The 23,619-nt window shown below is 74.0% G+C and carries 26 protein-coding genes and 1 tRNA gene; 10 read left to right on the forward strand and 17 right to left on the reverse strand.

The window, feature by feature from the left end:
• Positions 1-12: 12 nt before the first annotated feature.
• Positions 13-588, reverse strand: coding sequence for a DinB family protein (locus ACI3EY_RS11420; RefSeq protein ID WP_405040475.1), 576 nt, complete (start codon positions 586-588; stop codon positions 13-15).
• A 61-nt stretch (positions 589-649) separates the two neighbouring features.
• Here ACI3EY_RS11420 and ACI3EY_RS11425 point away from each other — a divergent pair, with 61 nt between their 5' ends.
• The gene (locus tag ACI3EY_RS11425) at positions 650-1,588 is read left to right on the forward strand and encodes a helix-turn-helix transcriptional regulator (RefSeq protein WP_405040476.1); all 939 of its coding nucleotides are present in this window, start codon (positions 650-652) and stop codon (positions 1,586-1,588) included.
• Positions 1,589-1,635: 47 nt separating this feature from the next.
• Here the strand turns inward: ACI3EY_RS11425 and rocD are convergent, their stop codons facing one another.
• The 3 genes from rocD to ACI3EY_RS11440 all read right to left on the reverse strand — a co-directional run bounded on the left by rocD (position 1,636) and on the right by ACI3EY_RS11440 (position 5,032).
• Positions 1,636-2,856, reverse strand: coding sequence for an ornithine--oxo-acid transaminase (gene rocD, locus ACI3EY_RS11430; protein ID WP_405036438.1), 1,221 nt, complete (start codon positions 2,854-2,856; stop codon positions 1,636-1,638).
• A 111-nt stretch (positions 2,857-2,967) separates the two neighbouring features.
• The gene (locus ACI3EY_RS11435) at positions 2,968-4,320 is read right to left on the reverse strand and encodes an MFS transporter (RefSeq protein WP_405036437.1); all 1,353 of its coding nucleotides are present in this window, start codon (positions 4,318-4,320) and stop codon (positions 2,968-2,970) included.
• Positions 4,321-4,528: 208 nt separating this feature from the next.
• Positions 4,529-5,032, reverse strand: coding sequence for a YajQ family cyclic di-GMP-binding protein (locus tag ACI3EY_RS11440; protein WP_405036513.1), 504 nt, complete (start codon positions 5,030-5,032; stop codon positions 4,529-4,531).
• Positions 5,033-5,123: 91 nt separating this feature from the next.
• On the opposite strand from ACI3EY_RS11440, the gene ACI3EY_RS11445 reads away from it, so the two are divergent.
• The 4 genes from ACI3EY_RS11445 (at position 5,124) to folP (ending at position 8,386) form a co-directional block, all read left to right on the forward strand.
• Positions 5,124-5,209 (forward strand) — tRNA-Tyr (locus ACI3EY_RS11445).
• A gap of 171 nt (positions 5,210-5,380) precedes the next feature.
• Entirely contained in the window at positions 5,381-5,962 is a 582-nt protein-coding gene (locus tag ACI3EY_RS11450) for an RNA polymerase sigma factor (RefSeq protein WP_405040477.1), read from the forward strand.
• A gap of 64 nt (positions 5,963-6,026) precedes the next feature.
• Complete coding sequence (locus ACI3EY_RS11455) at positions 6,027-7,433, forward strand: hypothetical protein (RefSeq protein WP_405040478.1); 1,407 nt, start codon at positions 6,027-6,029, stop codon at positions 7,431-7,433.
• A gap of 20 nt (positions 7,434-7,453) precedes the next feature.
• The gene (gene folP / locus ACI3EY_RS11460; protein ID WP_405040479.1) at positions 7,454-8,386 is read left to right on the forward strand and encodes a dihydropteroate synthase; all 933 of its coding nucleotides are present in this window, start codon (positions 7,454-7,456) and stop codon (positions 8,384-8,386) included.
• Positions 8,387-8,411: 25 nt separating this feature from the next.
• On the opposite strand, the gene htpX is transcribed toward folP, so the two are convergent.
• The 8 genes from htpX to ACI3EY_RS11500 are packed head-to-tail and all read right to left on the reverse strand — an operon-like array spanning position 8,412 to position 16,846.
• A complete protein-coding gene (gene htpX / locus ACI3EY_RS11465) occupies positions 8,412-9,278 on the reverse strand; it encodes a zinc metalloprotease HtpX (protein WP_405036433.1) in 867 nt (288 codons plus the stop codon).
• Positions 9,279-9,319: 41 nt separating this feature from the next.
• Positions 9,320-10,804: an NADH-quinone oxidoreductase subunit N gene (locus ACI3EY_RS11470; RefSeq protein WP_405040480.1), complete on the reverse strand. Its 1,485-nt coding sequence runs from the start codon at positions 10,802-10,804 to the stop codon at positions 9,320-9,322.
• A complete protein-coding gene (locus tag ACI3EY_RS11475) occupies positions 10,801-12,408 on the reverse strand; it encodes a complex I subunit 4 family protein (RefSeq protein WP_405036431.1) in 1,608 nt (535 codons plus the stop codon). The genes ACI3EY_RS11470 and ACI3EY_RS11475 overlap by 4 nt, the downstream gene beginning before the upstream one ends.
• Complete coding sequence (locus tag ACI3EY_RS11480) at positions 12,405-14,435, reverse strand: NADH-quinone oxidoreductase subunit 5 family protein (protein WP_405040481.1); 2,031 nt, start codon at positions 14,433-14,435, stop codon at positions 12,405-12,407. The genes ACI3EY_RS11475 and ACI3EY_RS11480 overlap by 4 nt, the downstream gene beginning before the upstream one ends.
• Positions 14,432-14,767: an NADH-quinone oxidoreductase subunit NuoK gene (gene nuoK, locus ACI3EY_RS11485; RefSeq protein ID WP_405040482.1), complete on the reverse strand. Its 336-nt coding sequence runs from the start codon at positions 14,765-14,767 to the stop codon at positions 14,432-14,434. Before nuoK ends, ACI3EY_RS11480 begins: the two co-directional genes overlap by 4 nt.
• Positions 14,764-15,330, reverse strand: coding sequence for an NADH-quinone oxidoreductase subunit J family protein (locus tag ACI3EY_RS11490; RefSeq protein ID WP_405036428.1), 567 nt, complete (start codon positions 15,328-15,330; stop codon positions 14,764-14,766). Before ACI3EY_RS11490 ends, nuoK begins: the two co-directional genes overlap by 4 nt.
• Entirely contained in the window at positions 15,327-15,875 is a 549-nt protein-coding gene (locus ACI3EY_RS11495) for a NuoI/complex I 23 kDa subunit family protein (protein ID WP_405036427.1), read from the reverse strand. Before ACI3EY_RS11495 ends, ACI3EY_RS11490 begins: the two co-directional genes overlap by 4 nt.
• Positions 15,872-16,846 carry a complex I subunit 1/NuoH family protein gene (locus tag ACI3EY_RS11500; RefSeq protein WP_405040483.1) on the reverse strand — a complete coding sequence of 325 codons (975 nt, stop codon included), beginning with the start codon at positions 16,844-16,846 and terminating at the stop codon, positions 15,872-15,874. Before ACI3EY_RS11500 ends, ACI3EY_RS11495 begins: the two co-directional genes overlap by 4 nt.
• Positions 16,847-16,992: 146 nt before the next feature.
• On the opposite strand from ACI3EY_RS11500, the gene ACI3EY_RS11505 reads away from it, so the two are divergent.
• The 3 genes from ACI3EY_RS11505 to ACI3EY_RS11515 are packed head-to-tail and all read left to right on the forward strand — an operon-like array spanning position 16,993 to position 18,918.
• Complete coding sequence (locus ACI3EY_RS11505) at positions 16,993-17,508, forward strand: toxin-antitoxin system HicB family antitoxin (RefSeq protein WP_405036425.1); 516 nt, start codon at positions 16,993-16,995, stop codon at positions 17,506-17,508.
• An 11-nt stretch (positions 17,509-17,519) separates the two neighbouring features.
• Positions 17,520-18,368 (forward strand): DUF4097 family beta strand repeat-containing protein, encoded by an 849-nt coding sequence (locus ACI3EY_RS11510; protein ID WP_405040484.1) that lies wholly within the window; start codon positions 17,520-17,522, stop codon positions 18,366-18,368.
• 46 nt (positions 18,369-18,414) lie between these two features.
• Positions 18,415-18,918, forward strand: a complete 504-nt coding sequence (locus ACI3EY_RS11515) for a GNAT family acetyltransferase (RefSeq protein ID WP_405040485.1) — start codon at positions 18,415-18,417, stop codon at positions 18,916-18,918.
• On the opposite strand, the gene ACI3EY_RS11520 is transcribed toward ACI3EY_RS11515, so the two are convergent.
• Genes ACI3EY_RS11520 through ACI3EY_RS11540 form a run of 5 tightly spaced genes read right to left on the reverse strand, consistent with a single transcriptional unit; the run spans position 18,915 to position 22,672 of the window.
• Positions 18,915-19,490, reverse strand: a complete 576-nt coding sequence (locus ACI3EY_RS11520; protein ID WP_405040486.1) for an NADH-quinone oxidoreductase subunit C — start codon at positions 19,488-19,490, stop codon at positions 18,915-18,917. The genes ACI3EY_RS11515 and ACI3EY_RS11520 overlap by 4 nt on opposite strands.
• Positions 19,487-20,077, reverse strand: coding sequence for an NADH-quinone oxidoreductase subunit B (locus ACI3EY_RS11525; RefSeq protein ID WP_405040487.1), 591 nt, complete (start codon positions 20,075-20,077; stop codon positions 19,487-19,489). The genes ACI3EY_RS11520 and ACI3EY_RS11525 overlap by 4 nt, the downstream gene beginning before the upstream one ends.
• Position 20,078: 1 nt before the next feature.
• Positions 20,079-20,435, reverse strand: coding sequence for an NADH-quinone oxidoreductase subunit A (locus tag ACI3EY_RS11530; RefSeq protein ID WP_405036420.1), 357 nt, complete (start codon positions 20,433-20,435; stop codon positions 20,079-20,081).
• Positions 20,436-20,447: 12 nt separating this feature from the next.
• Positions 20,448-21,929 (reverse strand): serine hydrolase, encoded by a 1,482-nt coding sequence (locus ACI3EY_RS11535; RefSeq protein ID WP_405040488.1) that lies wholly within the window; start codon positions 21,927-21,929, stop codon positions 20,448-20,450.
• A complete protein-coding gene (locus ACI3EY_RS11540; RefSeq protein WP_405036418.1) occupies positions 21,926-22,672 on the reverse strand; it encodes a fructosamine kinase family protein in 747 nt (248 codons plus the stop codon). Before ACI3EY_RS11540 ends, ACI3EY_RS11535 begins: the two co-directional genes overlap by 4 nt.
• 64 nt (positions 22,673-22,736) lie before the next feature.
• Here ACI3EY_RS11540 and ACI3EY_RS11545 point away from each other — a divergent pair, with 64 nt between their 5' ends.
• Positions 22,737-23,240 carry a low molecular weight protein-tyrosine-phosphatase gene (locus ACI3EY_RS11545; RefSeq protein WP_405040489.1) on the forward strand — a complete coding sequence of 168 codons (504 nt, stop codon included), beginning with the start codon at positions 22,737-22,739 and terminating at the stop codon, positions 23,238-23,240.
• On the forward strand, positions 23,240-23,560 hold the full coding sequence (locus ACI3EY_RS11550) for a TraR/DksA family transcriptional regulator (protein WP_405036416.1): 321 nt from the start codon (positions 23,240-23,242) through the stop codon (positions 23,558-23,560). The genes ACI3EY_RS11545 and ACI3EY_RS11550 overlap by 1 nt, the downstream gene beginning before the upstream one ends.
• The last annotated feature ends 59 nt before the right edge of the window (positions 23,561-23,619 follow it).

The raw sequence follows: 23,619 nt of genomic DNA on the forward strand, positions 1-23,619 counted from the left end.
GCGGCTGCACCGTCAGTCGACCCGGTGCGCCCAGAGGTCGCGCAGCAGCGCGACCTCTGCCAGGTGGTGGATCGCCTCGCGGTGGATGTGCAGCACCAGGGTGATCATCGGCGCCTCGGCCCAGGGCCCCTCCGCCGGCCCGACCGGGGTGTCGAGCGCCCTCGGACCGAGCCCGCGCACGCCCTCGACCCAGGCGGCATACGTCTGGTCGAGCTGGGCGAGGGCCTCGTCGGCGGTGCCCGCGTAGGCCCAGTCCCGCTGGTCCGCCGGCGGCCCGCCGAAGTGGCTGTGCACCCGCATACCGAACACGCCGGTGATCAGGTGGCCGAGCCGCCAGGCGATCGAGGTGACCGGCGCCGGGTCGGGGTTCGGGGCCCAGTCCACCAGCCACGGACCCGCGCCGGCGCGGACGACCACCCCGGCGGGCGCCTCCTCCTCCGCGGTGCGGACGTTCCAGGTGCCGGGTGCCGGCTCCCAGCGGTACTCGGCGTCGGTGAGCCCCTCGAGCCGGGGTCGGGCGGCGTGCTCCCAGTGGTACGCCAGCTGGTCGACGAGGTGCGTGGTGAGGCCGTCGTTGAGGTCGTCCATGACGGTAGTCAACCGCCCCTGGCGGACGGATCCTGTCCGCCACGCGTGGGACAGTGCTCCCATGACCGACCCCACCACCCGGGTGCTCCGCCTGCTCGGCCTCTTCCAGACCCGGGCGCTGTGGACCTCGGAGGAGCTGGCGCAGCGCCTCGGCGTGACCACCCGCAGCATCCGCCGCGACATCGAGCGGCTCCGTGAGCTGGGCTACCCGGTCCGCGCCAGCAGCGGTGCCGGCGGCGGCTACCAGCTCGGCGCGGGCGGCGCGCTGCCTCCCCTGCTGCTCGCCGAGGACGAGGCGGTCGCGGTCGCGGTATGCCTGCGGCTGGCGGCGGGGGGCACCGTCGCGGGCGTCACCGACAGCGCGGTCCGGACCCTCGCCAAGCTGGACCAGGTGATGCCGGCGGCGGCGCGCGAGCAGGTGGCCGCGCTGCACGAGAGCACGGTGACGGTGGGCACCGCCCGTGCGGTCGTGGACCCCGGCGTGCTGATGGCGGCCGCCCGCGCCTGCCGTGACCGGCTGCGGGCCACCCTGGAGTACGTGGACCGGGCGGGGACCGGGAGCACGCGCCGGATCGAGCCGGCGAAGCTGGTCGCGGTCAGCCACCGGTGGTACCTGCTGGCCTTCGACCTGGACCGGGACGACTGGCGCAGCTTCCGTCTGGACCGGGCGCGTGCGCTGGACGTCGGCACCCTGCCCAACGCCCCGCGTGAGGTCCCCGACCCGGCGGAGTACATCACCACCTCGGTGACGCGCTCGCCCTACCGGTTCGTGGCCACCGCACGGGTGCGGACGAGCGTCGAGGAGCTGTCCGAGCGGGTCTCCCCGCTGGCCGGCCAGGTGCGCGAGCTGGGCGAGGGCTGGTGCGAGCTGGTGACCGGCGGGGAGTCGCTGGACTACCTCGCCGCGGAGCTGGTCATGCTCGGGACGCAGATCGAGGTGCTGGACCCGCCGGAGCTGGTCCAGCACCTCGAGGTGGTGCGGACGCGGCTGAGCCCCTGACCGCAGGGCCCTCGCCGCGGGGTGACCCGTCGTGCGGGTCGGGTGCCTCAGCCGCGGGCGTCGGCGAGCACCGAGGCCAGGGTGTCGGTCACCTGGCGCAGCTCGGCCTCGGTGATCGTCAGCGGCGGGGCCAGCCGGATCGTCGAGCCGTGGGTGTCCTTGGCCAGGACCCCCTTGGCGGCGAGCTTCTTGCACGCCTCCTTGCCGGTCATCAGGCTCGGGTCGATGTCGACGCCGGCCCACAGGCCGCGCACCCGCACGGCCTCGGCGCCCTGGCCGACGAGCTTGCCCAGCTCCTCGGTCAGCACGGCCTCCAGCTCCTTGGCGTGGGCCTGGTGCTCCCCGGTGGCGAGCAGGTCGACGACGGCCTTGCCCACGGCGGCCGCCAGCGGGTTGCCACCGAAGGTGGAGCCGTGCGTACCGGGGGTGATGACGTTCATCACGTCCTGGTTGGCGGCCACCGCGGAGACGGGCACGATGCCGCCGCCGAGGGCCTTGCCCAGGGTGTACATGTCGGCCTCGACACCCTCGTACTCGCAGGCCAGGGTGGTGCCGGTGCGCCCGAGGCCGGACTGGATCTCGTCGGCGATCATCAGCACGTTGGTGCGGGTGCACAGCTCGCGCAGCCCGGGCAGGTAGCCCTGCGCCGGGATCATCACGCCCTGCTCGCCCTGGATGGGCTCGACCAGCACCGCGACGGTGCGCTCGGTGATGGCAGCCTCGACCGCCGCCAGGTCGCCGTAGGGGACGGCCACGAAGCCGGGGGTGTAGGGGCCGTAGTGGTCGTGCGCCTCCGGGTCGTCGGAGAACGAGACGATCGTCGTGGTGCGGCCGTGGAAGTTGCCGTCCATGACGATGATCTCGGCCTGCCCGTCCGGGACGCCCTTGACCTGGTAGCCCCACTTGCGGGCGATCTTCAGCGCGGTCTCGACGGCCTCGGCACCGGTGTTCATCGGCAGGATCATGTCCTTGCCGACCAGGTCCGCGAGCGCGTCGCAGAACGGGCCCAGCTGGTCGTTGTGGAAGGCGCGCGAGGTCAGCGTGGACCGGTCCAGCTGGTCCTTGGCCGCCTGCACCAGGCCCGGGTGGCGGTGGCCGAAGTTCAGCGCGGAGTATCCGGACAGGGCGTCGATGTAGGTGCGCCCCTCCACGTCGGTGACATGGATGCCCTCCGCGTGACCCACCACCACGGGCAGCGGGCTGTAGTTGTGGGCGGCGACCTTGTCCTCGAGGTCGATGAAGTCCTGGTTCGTGGACAGCTCAGTCATGCGTCTCATCCTAGGGTCGGGGGCGGGGATGGTCCCGGGCGGGGAGCAGGGACGGGCCGGGGCCACCGGACCGCGGCCGTGTACTCATGCATCACCCAGTATAGCTATGCATCAGCTGGGTTCGAGAGCGTCGCCCGCCTGCTCGGGCAGCAGCAGGTATGCCGCGATCGCACCGACCACGAAGGCGCCGCCGAAGATGGCGAACAGGGCGGCGTTCCCCCAGGCCGCCAGGATCACCGGCACCAGCAGCGGTGCCGCGATCGAGGCCAGCCTGCCGAAGCCCGCGGCCGCGCCGGCGCCGGAGGCGCGGACGGTGGTCGGGTAGATCTCGGGGGTGATCGCGTAGAGAGCGCCCCAGGCGCCGAGGTTGAAGAAGGACATCGCGCAACCGGCCGCGATGATCTGCCAGGTCTCGCCGGCCACCCCGAAGCACACCGCCGCCGCGGCGGAGCCGAGCAGGAAGGTCGCCAGGGTCGCGCGGCGCCCCCAGACCTCGACGAGCACGGCCGCGAGGGCATACCCCGGGAGCTGGGCGAGGGTGATGACCAGGGTGTACCCGAAGGAGCGGACCAGGTCGAAGCCCTGGGCGTAGAGCAGGCTGGGCAGCCAGATGAAGGCGCCGTAGTAGGAGAAGTTGACGCAGAACCAGACGATCCAGATGCCCGCGGTCCGCACCCGGTAGGGCATCGACCAGAGCGTGCCCGGCGTGCGTGGGGGCGCCTCCGGCAGCGGGCGGCTCTCCGGGTGGGCGATCCCCGCCGCGTCCTCGAAGGAGCGCACCACCTGCTCGGCCTCTGCCACCCGCCCCCGCCGCTCCAGGAACAGCGGCGACTCGGGCAGCCCCCACCGGACGGCGGCGGCATACAGCGCGGGCACCAGACCGATCGCGAAGGCCCAGCGCCAGCCGTCGTCGGACAGCGGCACCACGAAGAAGCCGATCAGCGCCGCGAGCAGCCAGCCGACCGCCCAGAACGACTCCAGGATGACCACCATCCGGCCCCGGATCCGGGTCGGGGACAGCTCGCTGACTAGGGTCGAGGCCACCGGCAGCTCGGCTCCCAGCCCGATTCCGACCAGGAAGCGCAGCAGCAGCAGCGCGGCGAGCCCGGTGGCCAGGGCCGAGGCGCCGGTGGCGAGCCCGTAGACCAGCAGGGTCAGCGCGAAGACCGTGCGGCGGCCGTAGCGGTCGGCGAGCATCCCGCCGAAGGTGGCCCCGATCGCCATCCCGACGAAGCCGATCGAGAGCAGCCAGGACTGCTGGGTCGCGCTGAGGTCCCACTGGGTGGCGATCGCCAGCCCGACGAAGGAGATGAGGCCCACGTCCATCGCGTCCAGCGCCCAGCCGGTGCCCGAGCCGAGCAGCACCCGGGTATGCCGGCGGCTGTAGGGCATCTCGCCCATCCGCTCGGCCCGGGTCGGCAGGCTGTGGTCGGTCTCGGGGTCACCCGGGTTCACCGTCGGCATGGGCACCGATCGTAGGCCGTGCCGCGTGCGCGCCGGACAGCGGTCCGGAGCACAACGCTCGCCCGGTCGAGGCACAGCGCTCGCCCGGTCGGGGCACAGCGCTCGCCCGGTCAGGACACAACGCTCGCCCGGTCGGGGCACAGCGCTCGCCCGGTCGGGGCACAGCGCTCGCCCGGTCGGGGGTGGGGGCGGAGGGTGAGGGCGCGGGTCAGCGGTAGTTGGTGAACTGCAGCGCCACGTCCAGGTCGTCACCCTTGGCCTTGAGCAGCCGCTGCAGCTCCTGCAGGTCGTCGCGCGACTTGGAGGTGACCCGTAGTTCCTCACCCTGGATCGAGGACTTCACCGACTTCGGCCCCTCGTCCCGGATGATCTTGGAGATCTTCTTGGCGTTCTCGCTGGAGATCCCGGAGGTGAGCGCGGCCTCGAGCCGGTACTCCTTGCCCGAGGCGGAGGGCTCGCCGTCGTTGCTGTAGTCCAGGTGCTTGAGGGAGACGCCGCGCTTGACCAGCTTGGTCTGCAGCACGTCGAGCACCGCCTCGCACCGCTCGGGGGTGTTCGCGGCCATCTTGATCACCTCGCCGGTCAGCTCCACCCGGGCACCGACGTTCCGGAAGTCGTACCGGGTCCCGATCTCCTTGGCGGCCTGGTTGACGGCGTTGGCGACCTCCTGGTGATCGACCTTGCTGACGATGTCGAAGGACGAGTCGGCCATGGGCATACCTCCTGCGTGTCGTGGTGGTGGTCCGGACGAGTTCGGCCCACCGCTGGATGGCTGATATCCTTTCACCCGCGCTCAGCGCACTGGCAGGTTGTCCGAGCGGCCAATGGAAACGGACTGTAAATCCGTCGGCTTACGCCTACGCAGGTTCGAATCCTGCACCTGCCACCACCTCGGAGGGGCACCGGAGATCCGGTGCCCCTCCCGTGCGTCCGGACCCGGTACGCCCAGGGGGTGGCGGGCACCGCCGGCGGGGCGCTGCAACACCACGCGTGGAGGCGACATAGTGCTGGTGTCGGCGCCGTCGGGGTCGGCGCACGCCGCCGTACCGCAGGAGGAACGATGACACCCAGGCCGCTCGGCGGCGACGTCGGAGGCGACGTCCGCGGCGACCTCGTGGGCTACCCGGCCGCGGCCCCCGCGGAGGAGCCCCGCGACGCCACCTGGTTCGACGCGTTCTTCGCCCGGCACGCCACCGCGGTGCACCGGTACGTCGTCCGGCGCGCCGAGCGCAGCGACGTCGAGGACCTCACCGCCGAGGTCTTCGCGACCGCCTGGCGTCGCCGGGACCGGGTCCCGGCCGACTTCGAGCTGCCGTGGCTCTACCGGACCGCCGCCTACGTGCTCGCCAACCACCGCCGCAAGCCGACCCTGACGCTGCTCGCCGACTACGGCACCCAGGAGCGCAACGACCCGCACATGCGCAGCGTCGACCCGGCCGAGCTGGTGGTCGGCGACGACCAGGTGCGCCGGGCCCTGGCCCGGCTCAGCGTCCGGGACCGCTCGGTCCTGATGCTGCACGCCTGGGAGGGCCTGGACGGCGAGGGCATGGCCCGTGCCCTCGGCCTCACCCGGGGCGGGGCCGCGGCGGCGCTTTCCCGCGCCCGGGCCCGCCTGCGCGAGGCCTGGGAGCAGGACCCGTGAGCACCCCCGACCCGGTACGGCCCCACCCTCACCCCCGGCAGCACCGCACGAACAGGAGACCATGATGGCCGACGAGCACACCGACGCGTCGATGCGACGCCTGCGGGACAGTGACCCGGCGACCGGGTCGCACCCCGACCTGCACCGGTTGCGGACCCTCATCGCGCACCGGGCGCCGGCCAGCCAGCGCACGCACGCGCAGGGCGCCGACACCGCGACCGGGATCGACGACGACCTGCTGCGCGGACCCCGGATCCGCACCCCCTGGATCGCGGCCGCCGCCGTCGCGGCGCTCGCCGTCGGCGTCGGGGGGTATGCCCTCGGCCAGCAGCAGGGCGAGGGCACCGTGGTGCTGGCCGACAACCCGCTCACCCCCGCGATCGGCCCCGGCAGCTCCGTCGGCGAGGGCGACCTGCCCAGCGAGGCCATGCTGACCTCGTCCACCGACTCCGGCGTCGGGATGGCCGAGGCCACCTCGGCGGCCTACGACCCCGGGCCGGTGCGCCTGGTGGCCGGCACCGGGTTGTCCACCGAGGGCACCACCGGTCAGGTGCGGGCCCTGGTCGCCGACCAGGAGCCGCAGGAGTTCCTCGACGCCTGGACCGCGGCCACCGGCTTCGCCGGCGTGCCGCTGGAGCAGGACAGCGACTTCTTCGGTGGGGACGGGGTCTTCGACCCGGACACGGGCCGCGCCATGACGGTCCACGACGACGGCGCCGCCCTGTCCTTCAGCTACTCCGACGTCTACCGCGACGAGTACTGCGCCCAGAACTACGAGGGGATGACCGAGGACGACCTGGCGGTGCTGCGCCAGGAGTGGCAGAGCGCCTTCGGCGACGAGCTGGCGATGCCGTCGGTGGACAGCTGCGTGACCCCCGAGGGCCCGCGTCCCACCGACGAGGAGGCGCTCACCCTGGCCGGTGACTTCCTCCGCGACGCCGGCGTCCCGGTGCAGGACTACACCCTGGAGACGATCGACTATGGGGAGCCGGACTCCCTGTACGTGACCGTCGAGGCGTGGCCCGAGGGCGTCGACCGGTACGGGCCGCTGCAGGCCAGCGTGACCGTCGCCCCCGGGGGCGTCGTCACCGCCTACGCCTCGCTGGGCGAGATGACCTCGCTCGGCGACTACCAGGTGATCTCCCCGGTCGAGGCGGTGCAGCGGTACGGGTTGCGAGAGTTCTCGATGGAGTACGGGATCAGCCTGCCGGAGGACGACCTCGCCGGGGACGCCCCCGTGGAGTTCGTCGAACCCACGCTGCCCGAGCCGGTGAGTCTCGAGCCGGGGGACAGGCTGCCGCTGCTGCTCAAGGACAAGACGGTCGTCGATGCCGAGCTGGTCCAGGGCACCCTGTGGACCGAGTCCGGGAGCGTGGAGGTCCCCGCCTGGACGCTGATCACCGAGGACGGCATGAGCTACCCGGTCCTCGCGCTGGCCGACGAGGAGATCGACTGGAGGGCCTGGGAGTAGCGGGTGCGAGCATGAGGGGTATGCCCCTCCCGCGACCGAGGACCCTGCCCCGGCCCCCGTCCCTGGTGCTGCGCGGCAGGGTCCTCGACGCGTCGGCGCCGGGGGTGATGGCCGTCGTCAACCGCACCGAGGACTCCTTCTGGGCCGGTAACCGGCACCCCGTGCTCCAGGACGCGCTGAGCGCCGTGGACGCCGCCGTGGAGCAGGGGGCGGACATCGTCGACGTGGGCGGGGTACGGGCCGGGGAGCAGGGCGCCCGGGTCTCGGCCGCCGAGGAGATCGACCGGGTGCTGCCGGTCCTGGAGGCGGCACGTCGGGCATACCCGCGGCTGGTGCTCTCCCTGGACACCTGGCGCAGCGAGGTCGCGCGCGCGGCCGCCGGGCTGGTGGACCTGGTCAACGACACCTGGGCCGGGCACGACCCGGAGCTGGTCCGGGTCGCGGCCGACATCGGGGCCGGGGTGGTCGTCTCGCACACCGGCGGGCTGCCGCCACGCACCGACCCGGTCGACGTCCGGTATGCCGACGGGCACGGCGACGACGAGCTGGCCGTGGTCCGCGACGTGCTGGCCACCCTGGCGCAGGGCGCCGCGGCGGCCCGGGCGGCCGGGGTGCCGGCCGAACGGATCCTGGTGGACCCGACCCTGGACTTCGGCAAGACGACCCGGCACTCGCTGGTGACGCTGCGGCACACCGCGGACGTCGCGGCCCTCGGCTACCCGGTGCTGCAGGCCCTATCCCGCAAGGACTTCGTCGGCGAGACCCTCGACCTGCCGGTGCAGGACCGGTTGGAGGGGACATTGGCGGCCACCGCGGTGGCCGCCTGGCTCGGTGCCACCGTCTTCCGGACGCACGACGTGCGCGCGACCCGGCGGGTGGTGGACATGGTGGCCAGCCTCCGGGGAGACCGGCCACCGGCCCGCGCGGTGCGGGGCGAACCCTGTACCGACTGAGCGACGGGCGAGGACCCGGGCCTGCTCAGTAGCGGGTGATCCCGGGTTGCTGCCCCTGGGACATCTGCTCCAGCCGGGCGATCCGCCGGTCCATCGGCGGGTGGGTTGCGAAGAGCTTCTTGGCGTCCCCGGCCCGGAACGGGTTGGCGATCATCATGTGGCTGGCGTTGACCAGCGCCGGCTCGGGCGCCAGCGGTGCGGCGGCGGTCCCCCGTTCCAGCTTGCGCAGCGCCGAGGCCAGCGCCAACGGGTCGCCGGTCAGGGCCGCGCCGTCCTCGTCGGCGTCGTACTCGCGGGTGCGGCTGATCGCCAGCTGCACCACGGTCGCGGCCAGCGGGGCCAGCAGCGCCATCGCGATCAGCGCGATCGGGTTCGCGTTCCGGTTGCCGCCGAAGAAGAGCATCATCTGGGCGACCGAGGTGATGACACCGGCGATGCCGGCCGCCATCGAGCTGGTCAGGATGTCCCGGTTGTAGACGTGCATCAGCTCGTGGCCGAGCACCCCCCGCAGCTCCCGCTCGTCGAGCAGGTGCAGGATGCCCTCGGTGCAGCAGACCGCGGAGTTCTTCGGGTTGCGCCCGGTGGCGAAGGCGTTCGGCGCGGCGGTCGGGCTCACGTAGAGCCGGGGCATCGGCTTGCCGGCCTGCGCAGAGAGGTCCTCCACGATGCGGTACATGGCCGGCTGCTGCTCCCGGGTGACGGGCTGGGCGCGCATCGCCTTGATCGCCAGCTTGTCGGAGTTCCAGTAGCCGTAGAAGGTGGTGCCGAGGCCGATGAGGGCGAACAACCAGATGAAACGCCCGTTGCCGACGACGGCACCGAGGCCGAGGAAGATCGCCCAGATGGCACCGAACAGCAACGTCGTCTTCAACCCGTTGTAGTGCTTGCTCATGTCTGCGCAACGAGCGGGACGTGCCCGGCTGTTCCCACCGCTCAGACCACGCCCAGCGGCACGATGCTGCCGACGACGAGCAGCAGCGTGAGCAGCCCGACCAGGACCCAGGTGGGGGCCGGGACCCGGACCGCGGCGGTGACCGGGCCGGGTCGGTCGGTGGCGACCAGCACCGCGACCCAGCGCAGGTAGACCGCGATCCCGAGCGCCACGTTGAGGGCCGCGACCAGCGCCAGCCACCAGATCTCCTCGCCCAGCACCGGGCGCAGCGCGGCGATCTTGGCGACCACCCCGGCGACCGCGGGCGGCAGCCCGGCCAGGGTGAGCAGCGCCAGCCCGAGCGGCAGCGCCAGCAGCGGTCGGGACCGCAGCAGCCCCCGGTATGCCGACAGCCGGGTCCCGGGCCCCTCCCCCTGGTCGTGCGCGGTGACCAGCACGGCCACGGTGAGCACGACCACGAAGGCGAGCAGGGTGGCGGCCAGGTAGACCACCAGGTAGGAGCCGGCCGCCTGGGTGGCGCGCGAGGACAGGGTGGCCAGCGGCAGCAGCACCCAGCCCGCCTGGGCGACGGTCGACCAGGCCAGCAGCCGCAGCACGTCCTGCTGCACCAGCGCGACCAGGTTGCCCAGGGTCATCGAGGCCGCGGCGAGCACGGCCACCGCCACCAGGGTGGTCCCGTCCACCACGCCGAGGGCCTGCACCACCACCACGAGCCCGCCGAGGGCGGCCACCTTGGAGACCGTGGCCAGGTAGAGGGTGACCGGCATCGGGGCCGCGGCGTAGGTGATCGGCGTCCACGCGTGGAAGGGCACCGCGGAGACCTTGAACGCCAGCCCGGCGACCATCAGCACGGCGGCCATCACCAGCAGCGGCGGGTGCGCGACGTCGGTGACGGACCCGAGCACCGTGCTGCCGGTCGCCGCGACCCAGAACGCCGCGCCCAGCGCGAGCAGCGCGAAGGACACCAGCGAGGTGGTGAGCAGGGAGACCGCGCCGTCGACGGCCCGGGCCCGCCGCTCGGAGGGCCAGCCGGTCCGGACCAGGGCCACCAGGGCCACCGTGGGCAGCGTCGCCAGCTCGAGCGAGACCAGCAGGGTGCCCAGGTCACCGGCCGCAGGCACGGCCACCACCCCGGCGGTCGCCGCCAGCGCCAGCGCGACCACCACCGGGGCGCGTCCGGTCCGGTCGGGGGCGCCCCCCGCACCGGGGGCGGCCCAGTCGTCCCGGGCCAGGACGAGCACCACGAGGGCGGCCAGCAGACCCGCCAGCTGGAGCACCGAGGTGAGGTGGGTGGCGGCATACCCGCAGTGGCCGGAGTCCAGGCAGAAGGCGCCGCGGCGGTCCCCCGCTCCGAGGCGGAGGCCGGGCAGCACGCCCAGGACGCCGACCACCAGGCCGAGCGCCGCGAGCCCCAGGTGCACGCGGCGACGGTCGGGCAGGGCCACGTCGACGAGCAGCACCAGGACGGCGGCGGCCGCCGGGGCGAGCACCGGCAGCGTCGCCATCAGCCGGAGGTCGATGTTCATCGTGTGAGCACCCCCTGGACGAAGGGCGCGGTGAGGGCCAGCAGGGTGCCCGGCAGCAGACCGAGCACGAGCACGAGCACACCCAGGATGCGCAGCGCGCTGCGCTCGGTGAGGGCGGCGTCGGGGACCCGGGGCTCGACCCGGTCCCCGGACCAGACCTCGCGCAGCACCCGGACCGCGTAGGCGGCGGCCAGCGCGGCCCCGACGGCGGCCACCACGGTGAACGCCCGGAACCAGCCCTCCGGACGGTCCGCGGCGGGCGACCAGGCCGCCAGCAGGGCACCGATCTCACCCCAGAACCCGGCGAGCCCGGGCAGCCCGAGGGAGGCCGCCATCCCGACCACCAGGGCGAACCCGAGGAAGGGCGTCGCCTCCCGCAGGGACGCCCGTGCCACCGCGAGGTCCGCGCTCCCCCACCGGTGCTTGAGCCCGCCGACGACCACGAAGAGCAGCGCGGAGATCAGCCCGTGCGCGACGTTGCCGAAGAGCGCCGCCTGCAGCCCGGCCTGGGTGCCGGTGGCCAGGGCCAGCACCACGAAGCCGAGGTGGGCCACCGAGGACCAGGCGATGAGCCGCTTGAGGTCCCGCTCCACCAGGCAGACCAGGCCGGCCCAGACGATGCCGGTGACGGCCAGCCCCGCCAGCAGCGGGGACCACACGGCGAAGCCCTCGGGCACCACCGGCAGCACCAGCCGGACGATGCCGTAGGTGCCGAGCTTGAGCAGCACCGCCGCCAGCAGCACCGACCCGGCGGTGGGGGCGGTGGCGTGCACCCACGGCAGCCAGGTGTGCAGCGGGAAGACGGGGACCTTGAGGGCCAGGCCGGTCAGCAGCAGCGCGGCGACCACCAGCTGGGTGCCGCGGCCCATCGCCGAGCCGCCCTGCTCCGCCCAGACCGCCAGGTCCGTGCTGCCGGTGGCGGTCGCCACCGCCAGCAGCCCGAGCAGCACCAGGGAGGAGCCCAGCACGGTCACCAGCAGGAAGCGCAGAGCGGCGCCGTCCCGGTCGCTGTTCGGGTCCCCGTAGCGCGCGACGAGCACCCACATGGGCACCAGCACCAGCTCGAAGCCGATGAAGAAGAGCAGCGCGTCGCCGGCCAGGAAGGCCAGCAGGGCGCCGAGCAGCACCAGCAGGAGGCAGGCGTGGTAGGTGGCCAGGCCGGGGACGTCGGCGCCGCGCACCACCGGGATCGGGGAGGTGGGGTCCGTCCCCTCCAGCTCCGGGCCGACCTCGCGCCGGACGTGCGTGGGGTACAGGTGCAGGGACGTCGCGACGACCCCCACCACGGCGGTGAGCAGCAGCAGCGGCACCGAGAGCCCGTCCGGGCGCAGGGTGAACCAGACGCCGAGGCTCGGGATCCAGGACAGCTCCACCACGGGGCGGTGCAGCGCGACGCCCGCCACCCCGATCGAGCTCAGCGAGGCGGCGACCATCGAGGTGCGGTGGACCACCCGGTGGCCCGGCTGCACCGGCCACCGACCGGCGCCCAGCAGCATCACCGCCACCAGCAGCAGCGGGGCCAGGGCGACCAGCAGCCAGAGCGCGCCGAGGTCGGGGACCAGGTCGAGCGCGTCGGACAGGAACCCGCGCAGGGTGTCGTTCATGAGGTCACCACCCCGATCGCGGCCAGCACCAGCACCCCGGCGAGCACCAGGGCCAGGCTCGGCGTGGCACGGCGCGGGCTGCTGAGGTCACCGAGCCGGCCGAGCAGCCGGGTGCTGACGGCGGTGCCACGCACCCAGGCGTCGAGCACCTCCCGGTCGAACCAGGTCACCGCCCGGGCCAGGCCCAGCACGGGGACGACGACCACCACCCGGTAGGCGTGGTCGGCGTAGAGTCCCCGCTCGCCGGCCAGCGAGGTGCCGGCCGGGATCCTGGCCGCCGCGTCCCGGGTGCGGATGCCCCGGGCGCCCAGGGTCACCAGCACGGCGCTGACCAGCATCAGCAGCAGGGTGGCGCCCAGCAGCGTGAGGTCGAGGTCGACGTCGGAGCGCCACACCGGGAGCAGCAGGACGAGCCCGCCCAGCACCGTCATCAGCATCAGCACCGAGGTGCCCATCCGGGCGCTGGAGCTGATCGCCGCCTCGGCCCGCTCCACCCCCTCGGCCTCCTGCACCACCTGCGGCTCGTCGAAGAAGTCGTCGATCCGGTCCACCGGCCCAGGGTGGTAGGTCCGGGCGTGGCCCTGGGCGGCGGTGGGGCGGCTGAGCACCAGCCAGGCCCGCATGCAGTAGGCCGCGGTGAGCGGCGCCGAGGCCCCCACCGAGGCGAGCACCAGCACCGCGGCCAGCCCGCCGCTGTCGGCCGCACCCACCTCCGCGGTGCCCAGGATCAGCTCCTTGGAGAAGAAGCCGACGAAGGGCGGGACCCCGGCCAGGGCCAGCAGTCCCCACCCGAAGCGACGCCGCAGCACCCGGTAGCGGCGGGCACCGGAGGCGACCAGCGCCATTGCCGTGCCGCCCACCAGCACCCCGAGCCAGCCGGTGGTGAGGAAGAGGAGCGCCTTGAACCAGGCGTGCGCGATCAGGTGCTGGGCGGCGGCGTCCGGTCCGGTGGCCGGTGTCGCGGCCGCGAGCACCGCCAGCATCAGCGCCACCTGGCTGACGGTCGACCACGCCAGCAGCCGTTTCAGGTCTGCCTGGGCGAAGGCCAGCAGGGCGGCGCCGATCATCGTCACGCAGGCGAGGACGGCGAGCAGCATCCGGGCCGGGCCGGCCAGGGTCAGCAGGGCGAAGAGCTGGGTGAGCACCACCGTGCCGGCCGCCACCATCGTCGCGGCGTGGATCAGGGCGGAGGCCGGGGTCGGCCCCTCCATCGCGTCCGGCAGCCAGTCCTGGAAGGGGAACAGTGCGGACTTGCCGGCCACCCCGACGACGAGCAGCACCATGGCCGTGGTCAGCGTGAACGACGGCCCCTGGGCGCTCCAGTGCTCGATGATCCCGGCCGTGCTCGTGGTCCCGGCGCCGGCCGCGAGGACGACCACCCCCAGCACGAAGCCGATGTCGGCGGTGCGGGTCACCAGCAGCGCCTTGCCGGCGGCCCGGCGGGCGGCTCCCCGGGTGGACTGGTGACCGACCAGCAGGAACGAGCACCAGCCCATCACCTCCCAGCCGACCAGGGTGAGCAGCACGTCCCCCGAGTGCACGGTGAGCAGCATCGCCGCGGTGAACAGGGACACGGTCGCCGCGAACGCCCGGTAGCGCGGGTCGTACCAGAGGTACCACCGCGCGTAGGCCTGGACGATGAGCGCGACGGTGGCGACGGTGACCCCGATCAGCGCCATCGGCCAGGTCGTCACCAGCTGCAGCGGGACCTCGAGGTCGCCGAGCCAGGGCGACCCGACGGTGCCGGCGGTGCGGACGGCACCCTGCGTCTGGGTCAGCGTCTGCAGCTGCCACAGGCTGGCCAGGAAGGCCCCCAGGGTGCCGCCGACACCGACCCAGGCGCCGAGCCGGTTGGAGCGACCGGTGAGCCCGAGCCCGCCCAGCGCCGCCAGCAGCGTGACCAGGATCGCCCACTGGGCCGGGGCACCCCACAGCTCCGGCACCGGCACCGTGGGCAGCGGCAGCTGCGGGAGCTGCAGGTCCGACCAGCTCAGGTCGCTCAGGTCCGGGAGCCCGGGCAGGTTCACCGCTCGACCTCCGCCGTGCCCGGGGTGTGCCGCTGCTCCAGCGGCGCGTGCAGGTCGACGTGCCCACGGGCCCGGAACAGGGCCAGCAGCACGGCCAGCGCGACGACCACCTCGGCGGCCGCGATGGTGATGACGAAGAGGGTGAGCACCTGGGCGCCCGGGTCACCGGCGGCGCCGGTCTGGGCGACCGTGACCAGCAGCAGCCCGGCCGCACCGAGCAGCAGCTCGACGCCGATCAGGACCAGCACGGCGTGCCGGCGGGCGAGGATGCCGTAGACGCCGAGGCCGGCCAGCACGGCGACCAGCAGGTAGGGCAGCGCAGGACGGATCACGACCGCTCCCCCTCCCCCTGCGCCGCCTCGATCTCGGCGGGTGCGTCCGGGCGCAGGCTCGCGTCGTCCTGGCCGCCGACCGGCGCCCGGGCGACCGCCACCGCCGCGACCAGCGCGATCAGCAGCAGCAGCGAGAGCAGCTCGAAGGGCCACACGTAGGTGCCGAAGATCGCGGCGGCGACCTGCTCGTTGTCGGCCCCGTCGACCGCGACCGCACCCCAGCCGAAGGCGCTCAGCAGCCCGCCCCCCAGGACCACCGTGGTCCCGGCACCGACCAGTCCGGCCGCGACGCGCTGACCGAGACCGGTGACCACCGGCACCCCGCCGGAGCGGGTCAGCATCAGCGCGAAGAGCACCAGCACGACGACCGCGCCGACGTAGATGAGCAGCTGGACGAGCGCCACCAGCTCGGCGCCCAGCACCAGGTAGCAGCCGGCCAGCCCGCCGAGGGTAAGCACCAGCCAGAGCGCCGCGTGCAGCACCTGCCGGGAGGTGACCGCGAGCAGCGCGGAGCCCGCGGTGAGCAGCCCCACCGCCAGGAAGAGCACGTCCAGTCCGCTCATGCGCCCCGCCCCGATGACCCGTCCTCGACGTCCGGCTCCGGCTCCGGCTCCGGCTCCGGCTCCGGCTCCGGCTCCGGCTCCGGGCGGGCATACCCCGGCGGGAGCGCGGAGTCGGGGACGCGGGCCATGAACGACCCCAGCCGCTCCTTGCCGTGCAGCAGGTTGCGGATGTCGCCCTCGGCGTAGGCGAAGTCGGGGGCCCAGAAGAGGGCGTCGAAGGGGCAGACCTCGATGCAGATGCCGCAGTACATGCACAGCGAGAAGTCGATGTCGAAGCGGTCCAGCACGTTGTGGGTGCGGGCCCGTCCGCCCTCGCTCTCGGCCGGCAGCTCCTCCTTGTGCGAGTCGATGGTGATGCACCAGTCGGGGCATTCGCGGGCGCAGAGCATGCAGGAGGTGCAGTTCTCCTCGAGCAGCGCGATGACGCCGCGGCTGCGCTCCGGCAGCTCGGGCTCGGTGTGCGGGTACTGCGCCGTGTGCGCCGGACGCAGCAGCGTGCGCCCGGTGGTGAGCAGGCCTTGGACCAGTCCGGTGATCGACCTCATCCCAGCACCACCACCCCGACGCCGGTGAGCGCCAGCTGACCGAGGGCAACCGGCAGCAGCACCAGCCAGGCGAAGCGCTGCAGCTGGTCCTCCCGGACCCGGGGCCAGGCGACCCGCAGCCACAGGATGACGACGCCCACCCCGGTGGCCTTGAGCAGTGTCCAGAGGGCGCCGACCACCCCGACATCACCCCAGGGACCCCGCCACCCGCCGAGGAAGAGGACCGTGAACAGCAGCGACATCACCACCATCCCGGCGTACTCGGCCAGCAGGAAGAAGGCGAACCGCAGCCCGGAGTACTCGGTCAGCGGCCCGAAGACCAGCTCGGAGTCCGCGAGCGGCGCGTCGAAGGGGGTGCGCTGCAGCTCGGCCACGCTGGCGGCCAGGAAGACGAACGCGGCCGGCGCCTGCCAGACGAGCCACCACCACGACCACTCCTGGGCGATCCCGACCAGCGAGAGGCTGCCGGCGGCCATCGCGACGCTCGCGGCGGCCAGCACCAGCGGCAGCTCGTAGGAGACCAGCTGGGCGCCTGCCCGCAGCCCGCCGAGCAGCGAGTACTTGTTGCCCGAGCCCCAGCCGGCCATCAGGGTGCCGATCACGCCGACGCTGGTTACCGCCAGCACCAGCAGCAGGCTCGCGGGTACGTCGACGGCCACCCAGGTGGCCCCCAGCGGGAGGGGGGCGAGCGCCACCAGGTAGGGGATCAGCGCCACCGCAGGGGCCAGCCGGAAGACCGGCCGGTCGGCCGCGGTCGGGGTGATGTCCTCCTTCTGGGCGAACTTGATGCCGTCCGCGACCAGCTGGCCGATGCCGTGCCACCCGGCCTCCATCGGCCCGAGCCGCCCCTGCATATGCCCCATCAGCTTGTGCTCCAGCTGGCCCAGTGCGAGGGGCAGCGTGAGGAAGGCCGCCAGCACCACGACGGCCTTCAGCGCGACCTCGAGGGCCAACGGGAGTTCGGCAAGCATTGCGCGCCACCCTACCGAGGCCCGGGGGGCGGAGGCGGCTGCCGCACCGACGTCGGCGCGCTGTCGCGGCTGACCCGACCCGACCCGAGAGCGCGATGACGTCATAGGTCTTGACTATGACATCATTATGACGCCATAGTGATGTCATGGATCTTCAACCGTATGTCTCCGCCGTCGCGGAGGACCTGGACCGGGCGGCGGCGCTCGCCGACGACCACACCCGCGAGGTGGCCCGCCGGGTCGCCACCGCGATCGAGCCTGCGGTGCGCCTGGCCCTGGTGCAGGCGCTCTCCGATGCCGCATCGGGCCTCACCACCCAGCTGGACGACGCCGTCGTCACCGTCCGGATGGAGGGCCGGGAACCGGTCCTCGAGGTCCGGCGACTGCCCGGCGACGCCCCGTTGGCCCCGCCGCCCCCGCCCGGTCCGCCGGCCCCGGGCGAGCAGGAGGACGAAGGGGGCGAGGACGCCGGCACCGCCCGCCTCACCGTGCGCCTGCCCGGCCCGCTCAAGCGTCGTGCCGAGGAGCGCGCCGGTGAGGAGGGGCAGTCCCTGAACACCTGGGTCGTCCACGTCATCCGTGAGGCGACCGCCAGCACCCCCACCGCCCGGCACACCGACCAGTCCACCCGGCACCCCCGCCGGGTCACGGGCTGGGCCTGAGAGGACACGAGATGCACCGCACGACCGAGACAACCCGCACCTTCTCCTTCGCCGACGACCTGCCGCTGTCCCTCGCCCTGGAGAACCACAGCGGTGACGTCGCCGTGGTCCTGGACGCGCCGGAGGGCACCGCCGAGGTCACCGTCACCACCCGGCGCCCCGTCGACCTCTCCGCGGTGGTGGCCACCTGCGAGCGCGGCCGGGTGACGGTGGACGTCCCGGCCCTGACCGGGGCGGACGCCGCCGGCGGTGGTGGCGGGCGCACCTTGTCCCTGGGGAGGCTGTCGATCGGCGGCCGGTCCGAGCCGGCCCGCGTCGAGGTGCACCTGCCCCCCGGCGCGGACGTCGAGGTACGCACCAAGGTGGGTGACGTGGTCCTGCAGGGCGTCTGCGGGGCGACCACCATCTCCTCCGGCTCGGGCGACCTCACGGTGCAGGACTCCGGTCGGTTGCGGGCCGGCACCGGCTCGGGGGACATCCGGGTGGGATCGCTGCCCGGCGGGTCGCTGACCTCCGGCTCCGGGGACGTCACCGTACGGAGCGCCACCGGCCCCGACACCCTCGAGGTGCGCACCGGCAGCGGTGACGTGGACCTCGGGCAGATGCTCACCGACGTGACCGTCGCCACCGGGACCGGTGACATCACCTGCGACCACGGCCGGGGCTCGTTCGCGGGGCGGACCGGCACCGGTGCGGTGGACGTGCGGCTGCCGCGCGGCATACCGACCTGGCTGGACCTGAGCAGCGGGCTGGGCACCGTGCGCCGCGACCTGGACAGCGTCGGCGCCCCCGAGGAGGGGCAGCCGCACCTGCAGGTCCGGGTGCGGACCGGCACCGGGGACGTCCGGGTCCATCACTGAGCGCGCGTCCCCCGCCCCAGGGGGGGTGTCGGGGAGGATGAGCGGTATGCAGATCGTCCCGCTCTCCCCCGGCTCCCCCGACTTCGCCGCCGTGACCCGGCTCTGGGCGGACTGCGACCTGACCCGCCCCTGGAACGACCCGGACGCCGACCTGGCCCGCGCCGTGGACGGGGCCTCCTCGACCGTGCTGGTCGCCCGCACCGAGGCAGGGGACGGCACCGGAAGCACCCCGGGTACCGCGTCCGGTCCCCCGGGAGGACTCGTCGGCACGGTGATGGCCGGCCACGACGGGCACCGCGGCTGGGTCTACTACCTCGCGGTCGCCCCCGGGCACCGCGGAACCGGTCTGGGCACCGAGCTGCTGCGGGCCGCCGAGGACTGGCTGGACCGTCAGGGGGTGCCCAAGGTGATGCTCATGGTCCGCGCCGAGAACGCCGGGACCCTGGCCTTCTACGAACGGCTCGGGTATGCCGACCAGGGCGTCAGCGTCCTCGGCCGGTTCCTGGACCCCGAGCTGCAGCGGCTCCGGGAGGGAGCCGAGCAGTCCTAGCGGGGCCCCCACGACGGGTCCGGCACACCGGGCGGCAGCAGCCGCTTGCGGGGACGCCTCGCCCGGGTGCCGCTGGCAGGCGCTGTGGGCGCCTCCTGCTCCGGCGGACGGCCGCCCTCCCCCGGCTCCTTGGCGCCCGGCCACGGCTTGGAGGCCCGCGCCGCCAGCACGAAGCTCTTGCGCAGCGGGTGTCCCTCGAAGCCCTCGGGCAGCAGCAGCGGCCGCAGCCCCAGCCCGGTGCCGTCCTCGAAGCCCTCCAGGACGAGCCCGAACATCTCGTGCGTCTCCCGCTCGTGCCAGGCCGCACCGGCGAACAGGTCGGTGACCGAGGCCAGGGCGCCGCCCTCCGGCACCCGGGTGCGCAGCAGCACCCGGCGCAGGCCGGTGCCGTCCCGCCGTCGCACGTCGAGCAGGTGGCAGACCACCTCGAGCCCTGGCTCCTCGGCGTCGCTCTCGTCCACGGCCGAGAGCCAGTCGAAGAAGGCATACCCCTCGGCGCGGGCCTCCTGCACCGACCGGTGCCAGCCGGACGGCTCGACGCGGCGCTCCTCGACGGTGACGCCCGCGCTCACGGGGCACCTTTGGGAGGCGCGACCAGGCCGCGGGTGACCTCGCCCGCGGTGACCGGGCGGTCGGCATACCGGGACAGCGGCCGTCCCTGACCTCGGGCCCGGCCGGGGGTCTCCTCGGCGATCTGGTCCTGCAGCGCCACGATGCCGGCCAGCAGCGCCTCCGGGCGGGGCGGGCAGCCGGGCACGTAGACGTCCACCGGGATGAGCTGGTCGACGCCCTTGGTCACGCAGTAGCTGTCCCAGTACGGACCGCCGGAGTTGGAGCAGGCCCCGAAGGAGATGACGTACTTCGGCTCGGGCATCTGGTCGTAGAGCCGGCGGATGACCGGCGCCATCTTGTCGGTCACGGTCCCGGAGACGACCATCAGGTCGGACTGGCGCGGGCCGGGCGCGAACGGGATGACACCGAGCCGGATGAAGTCGTGCCGGGCCATCGAGGCGCTGATGAACTCGATCGCGCAGCACGCCAGGCCGAAGTTGAAGACCCAGAGGGAGTACTTCCGTCCCCAGTTCAGGACCACCTGGACGGCGCGGGGCGCCTTCTCCACGGGCGCCCCCAGGCGCGGCGTCGGCAGGTCGGTGCTCACCTCACCACCACCTCAGCAGGCCGCGGCGCCACACGTGCAGCAGCGCGACCACGAGGATCCCGATGAAGACCGCCATCTCGACCAGGCTGGCCACCCCCAGGTCGGTCCGGATGACCAGGGCCCAGGGGAAGAGGTAGACGGCGTCCACCGCGAAGACCACGTAGAGCAGGGCGTACACGAGGTACCGGACGCTGCCCTGCTCCCAGCCGGAGCCCACCGGGTCCACCCCGGACTCGTAGGTGGTGACCTTGGCCGGGGTCGGGTCGTGCGGCGCCAGCAGCCGGCGTGCGCCGGTCGCCGCGGCGACCAGGGCCACGCCGGTCAGGGTCACCAGGGCGACGACGAGGTAGTCAGACATCGTGCCGCCAGCCTAGTCCGCCGGGGCGCCCAGATGCCGGAGGGCGGCCCGGGCGAGGGTGACCGCCCGCAGCTCGTCGACGGGCTCCGCACTGCGGGTCTGCACGACGAGCACCTGCCCTCGGCCGGCCTCGTCCTCGACGTAGAAGGAGAGGGCGAGCACGCCGGGCGCCGAGCCACCCTTGAACGCCTGGTAGGCGGCCGGTTCGCCGGTGGTGACCCCGGGGTTGACGGCGAGGATGTCGCGCACCGGCGCGGCGGCCTCGTCGCGGGCCTGCTGCTGGAGGCGGGCGTGCAGGGAGCAGATCTCCGCGCCGGTCAGCAGCCAGTCGACGTCGTTCTGCCAGCGGGGTCCGTTGACCGCGCCCGGGTCCAGCTCCAGCTCCTCCGGCAGGTCGGCGAGGATCGCCTCCCGGGTCTCGGGGACCCGGGCCTCGGCCCACCGGGTCCGCACCTCGGGGTCGACCTGCCAGCCCAGCTGGAAGAGCTGGCGGGTGCTGGGCACCGGCATCACCCGGACCGTGTCCAGGCCGGCCGCGTCGGCGGCAGACCGGAGCGCGCGCTGGCCCACGGCCTCGATCAGCAGGTCGGTGGCGGTGTTGTCGCTGATCGAGATCATCAGCTCTGCGGCCTCCCGCACGGTGACCCTGGACCCCTCCGGACGGTCCTGCAGGACCCCGGAGGGCAGGCTCCGGAGCTCGTCGGTGACGGTCAGTTCCTGGTCCCAGCCCAGCTCACCGGCCTGCACCTGCGCGGCGACGGCGGAGAGCACCAGCAGCTTGACCACCGAGGCGCTGGGGGCGGCCTCACCGCCCGGCTCGAGGCCGGCGGTGGTGTGCGTCAGCTCGCAGGCGCCGCCGTCGACCCGCCCGACGACCACCTGGCTCTGCCCGCCGAGCCCGTCGAGGGCGGCGTCCAGGTCGGCCCAGCCGGTCAGCTCCGGCTCCTCGCCGGAGGTGTCGGGCTGGAAGGACAGGGACGCGATCCGGTGCTCGGCGTCCACCGCCATCGTCATCACCATCGGCTGCTCCGGCGCGTCCAGGACGAGCGTCGCGGACCGGGCCGTGCCCTCCCCCTGGCGGGCGTCGGTGACCGTCCAGGGGCCTCCGGAACGCAGCTGGGCGAGGACACCGCCGAGCCGGGTCACCGGCACCTCCTCGAGGAAGTCCGGCGCGAACCGCCGGACCGCCTCGTCCGCTGCCGGTCCCTCGGCGCCGGGCTCCAGCAGGCCCAGCACCCAGCGCAGCGCCCCCCGCAGCTCAGGGTCGGTGACGGTCTCCGCCAGGTCGATCTCCGGCAGGTCCGCCGGGCCGGTGGTCACGGCGGCCTCCTCGGGCGCCGCGGACGGGTCTGGGGCCGCGGTCGCCCCGTCCGTCTCCAGCACCAGCGCGGGGGTGGAGGTGACCGCCGCGTCGTCCTCACCCGGGCCGCTGCACGCGGTCAGCACCAGGCAGCAGACCAGCACCCGGCCCGTAGCCGGCCCGAGCCCGGTCACCGCTCTGCCGCCCGACGGAGCGCGTCACCGGTCTGCACGGCATACCCGCCGCCGAAGAGCAGGGTGTGCACCAGCAGCGGCACGCTCTGGTACACCGCGACCCGGTCCTGCCAGCCCGGCGCCAGCGGACGCTCCTCGACGTAAGCCGCGAAGACCCGGCCGCTGAACCCGCCGAAGAGCTGCATCATCGCCAGGTCCACCTCCCGGTGCCCGTAGTGCGCGCACGGGTCGATCAGCCAGCTGCGACCGCCGCGGTCGACCAGCCGGTTGCCCGCCCACAGGTCGCCGTGCACCAGGGTCGGGGGCTCCGGGGGGCCCAGCCCGTCCGGACTGATCCGTTCGGCGTCGGCGAGGCTGCCCGCGTCCAGGTGCCCCTCGTCGACGGCCCGCCGGGTCAGCGGCAGCACCCGGCGGGTCAACCAGGACTCGGCCCAGGTGGGGCTCGGGGTCAGGTCCACCGGGCAGTCCCCCAGCCACGCCCGCGGCTCGCCGTCCACCGCGCCGTAGGCGTCGCCGGTGCTGCCGTGCAGGGCCGCGAGCTCTCGGCCGAAGGCCTCCTCGGTGGCCGCGGTCCGGTGGCCGCCCTCGACCACCCGGGTCAGCGTGATGTGGTCCTGCGCGACGTCCGCCACCTCCGGCACCCGGGCACCGGCCCCGGCGAGCGCCCGCAGACCCACCGCCTCCCGGTCGAAGAAGCCGGCCGGGGCGTCGGGGCGGGTCTTGGTGAACGGCTCGGTGCTCATCGGTCCAGCCTCTCAGGGGCAGGACGGCGGCGCGCGGACGGCGCCGACCTGAGAGGGTGGACGGATGCACATCATGACCGTCTGCCTGGGCAACATCTGCCGCTCCCCCGCCGCCGAGGCCGTGCTCGTCCACCGGCTCGAGCAGGCGGGGCTGGACGAGGTCACCGTCAGCTCCGCCGGGACGGCCGACTACCACGTCGGTGAGACCCCGCACCCGGAGTCGGTGGCCGAGGGCGAGAGCCGGGGGTATGCCTTCACCTCGCGCGGTGCGCAGTTCGCCCCGGAGGACTTCGACCGGGCCGACCTGGTGCTGGTGATGGACTCCTCGAACCTGGCCGACGTGCTGGCGCTGGCCCGCACCCCGCAGGACGAGGCCAAGGTGGTCCGGCTGGGCGCCTTCGCCGGTGACGACGGCGAGGTGCTGGACGTCCCGGACCCCTGGGGCCTGCAGCGCGAGGCCTACGTCGCGATGTACGACCAGGTGGAGGACGCCGTCGCCGGGCTGGTGGCCGCGCTGGAGGCGGGCACCGTGGACGAGGTCGTCGCCGCCCGGGGCGGGACAGCCTGATGCACGAGCGGGCGCGGGCGGAGCTGGAGGCCAAAGCGGTCCAGATCCAGGCCGAGATGGACCAGCTCAGCCGGCCCATGCAGGAGCAGGGCAACATCTCCTTCGGCAAGCGGGTCGGCGACGGCACCGCGATGGCCGTGGACCGCCACTCCGCGGTCAGCGCGCACGACAACCTGGCGGACATCCTGGCCCAGGTCCGCACCGCCCTGGCCGCGATCGAGGCGGGCGGCTACGGCACCTGCGCGGTGTGCGGCGAGCCGATCCCGCCCGCCCGGCTGGAGGCCCGTCCCTGGGCCACCACCTGCGTCCGGCACGGGTAGCCGGCGCAGCAACCGCCGGGGCGGTCCGCCCCGCCACACGGTCGATCCCGGGTATTTGG

Source organism: Serinicoccus shuyuelongi, from assembly GCF_045032955.1.
In the GTDB taxonomy this organism is placed as follows: Bacteria; Actinomycetota; Actinomycetes; order Actinomycetales; family Dermatophilaceae; genus Ornithinicoccus.

Excerpts from the sequence above, each read along its gene's own strand:
- folP (WP_405040479.1), top strand. The coding sequence starts at position 7,454 with ATGCCCCTCCCGCGACCGAGGACCCTGCCCCGGCCCCCGTCCCTGGTG.
- ACI3EY_RS11550 (WP_405036416.1), top strand. The coding sequence starts at position 23,240 with ATGCACGAGCGGGCGCGGGCGGAGCTGGAGGCCAAAGCGGTCCAGATC.
- ACI3EY_RS11440 (WP_405036513.1), bottom strand. The coding sequence starts at position 5,032 with ATGGCCGACTCGTCCTTCGACATCGTCAGCAAGGTCGATCACCAGGAG.
- ACI3EY_RS11495 (WP_405036427.1), bottom strand. The coding sequence starts at position 15,875 with ATGAGGTCGATCACCGGACTGGTCCAAGGCCTGCTCACCACCGGGCGC.
- ACI3EY_RS11510 (WP_405040484.1), top strand. The coding sequence starts at position 17,520 with ATGCACCGCACGACCGAGACAACCCGCACCTTCTCCTTCGCCGACGAC.
- rocD (WP_405036438.1), bottom strand. The coding sequence starts at position 2,856 with ATGACTGAGCTGTCCACGAACCAGGACTTCATCGACCTCGAGGACAAG.
- ACI3EY_RS11505 (WP_405036425.1), top strand. The coding sequence starts at position 16,993 with ATGGATCTTCAACCGTATGTCTCCGCCGTCGCGGAGGACCTGGACCGG.
- ACI3EY_RS11470 (WP_405040480.1), bottom strand. The coding sequence starts at position 10,804 with ATGAACATCGACCTCCGGCTGATGGCGACGCTGCCGGTGCTCGCCCCG.
- ACI3EY_RS11425 (WP_405040476.1), top strand. The coding sequence starts at position 650 with ATGACCGACCCCACCACCCGGGTGCTCCGCCTGCTCGGCCTCTTCCAG.
- ACI3EY_RS11435 (WP_405036437.1), bottom strand. The coding sequence starts at position 4,320 with ATGCCGACGGTGAACCCGGGTGACCCCGAGACCGACCACAGCCTGCCG.
- htpX (WP_405036433.1), bottom strand. The coding sequence starts at position 9,278 with ATGAGCAAGCACTACAACGGGTTGAAGACGACGTTGCTGTTCGGTGCC.
- ACI3EY_RS11515 (WP_405040485.1), top strand. The coding sequence starts at position 18,415 with ATGCAGATCGTCCCGCTCTCCCCCGGCTCCCCCGACTTCGCCGCCGTG.
- ACI3EY_RS11450 (WP_405040477.1), top strand. The coding sequence starts at position 5,381 with ATGACACCCAGGCCGCTCGGCGGCGACGTCGGAGGCGACGTCCGCGGC.
- ACI3EY_RS11420 (WP_405040475.1), bottom strand. The coding sequence starts at position 588 with ATGGACGACCTCAACGACGGCCTCACCACGCACCTCGTCGACCAGCTG.
- ACI3EY_RS11540 (WP_405036418.1), bottom strand. The coding sequence starts at position 22,672 with ATGAGCACCGAGCCGTTCACCAAGACCCGCCCCGACGCCCCGGCCGGC.
- ACI3EY_RS11500 (WP_405040483.1), bottom strand. The coding sequence starts at position 16,846 with ATGCTTGCCGAACTCCCGTTGGCCCTCGAGGTCGCGCTGAAGGCCGTC.
- ACI3EY_RS11490 (WP_405036428.1), bottom strand. The coding sequence starts at position 15,330 with ATGAGCGGACTGGACGTGCTCTTCCTGGCGGTGGGGCTGCTCACCGCG.
- ACI3EY_RS11530 (WP_405036420.1), bottom strand. The coding sequence starts at position 20,435 with ATGTCTGACTACCTCGTCGTCGCCCTGGTGACCCTGACCGGCGTGGCC.
- ACI3EY_RS11545 (WP_405040489.1), top strand. The coding sequence starts at position 22,737 with ATGCACATCATGACCGTCTGCCTGGGCAACATCTGCCGCTCCCCCGCC.
- ACI3EY_RS11475 (WP_405036431.1), bottom strand. The coding sequence starts at position 12,408 with ATGAACGACACCCTGCGCGGGTTCCTGTCCGACGCGCTCGACCTGGTC.
- ACI3EY_RS11455 (WP_405040478.1), top strand. The coding sequence starts at position 6,027 with ATGGCCGACGAGCACACCGACGCGTCGATGCGACGCCTGCGGGACAGT.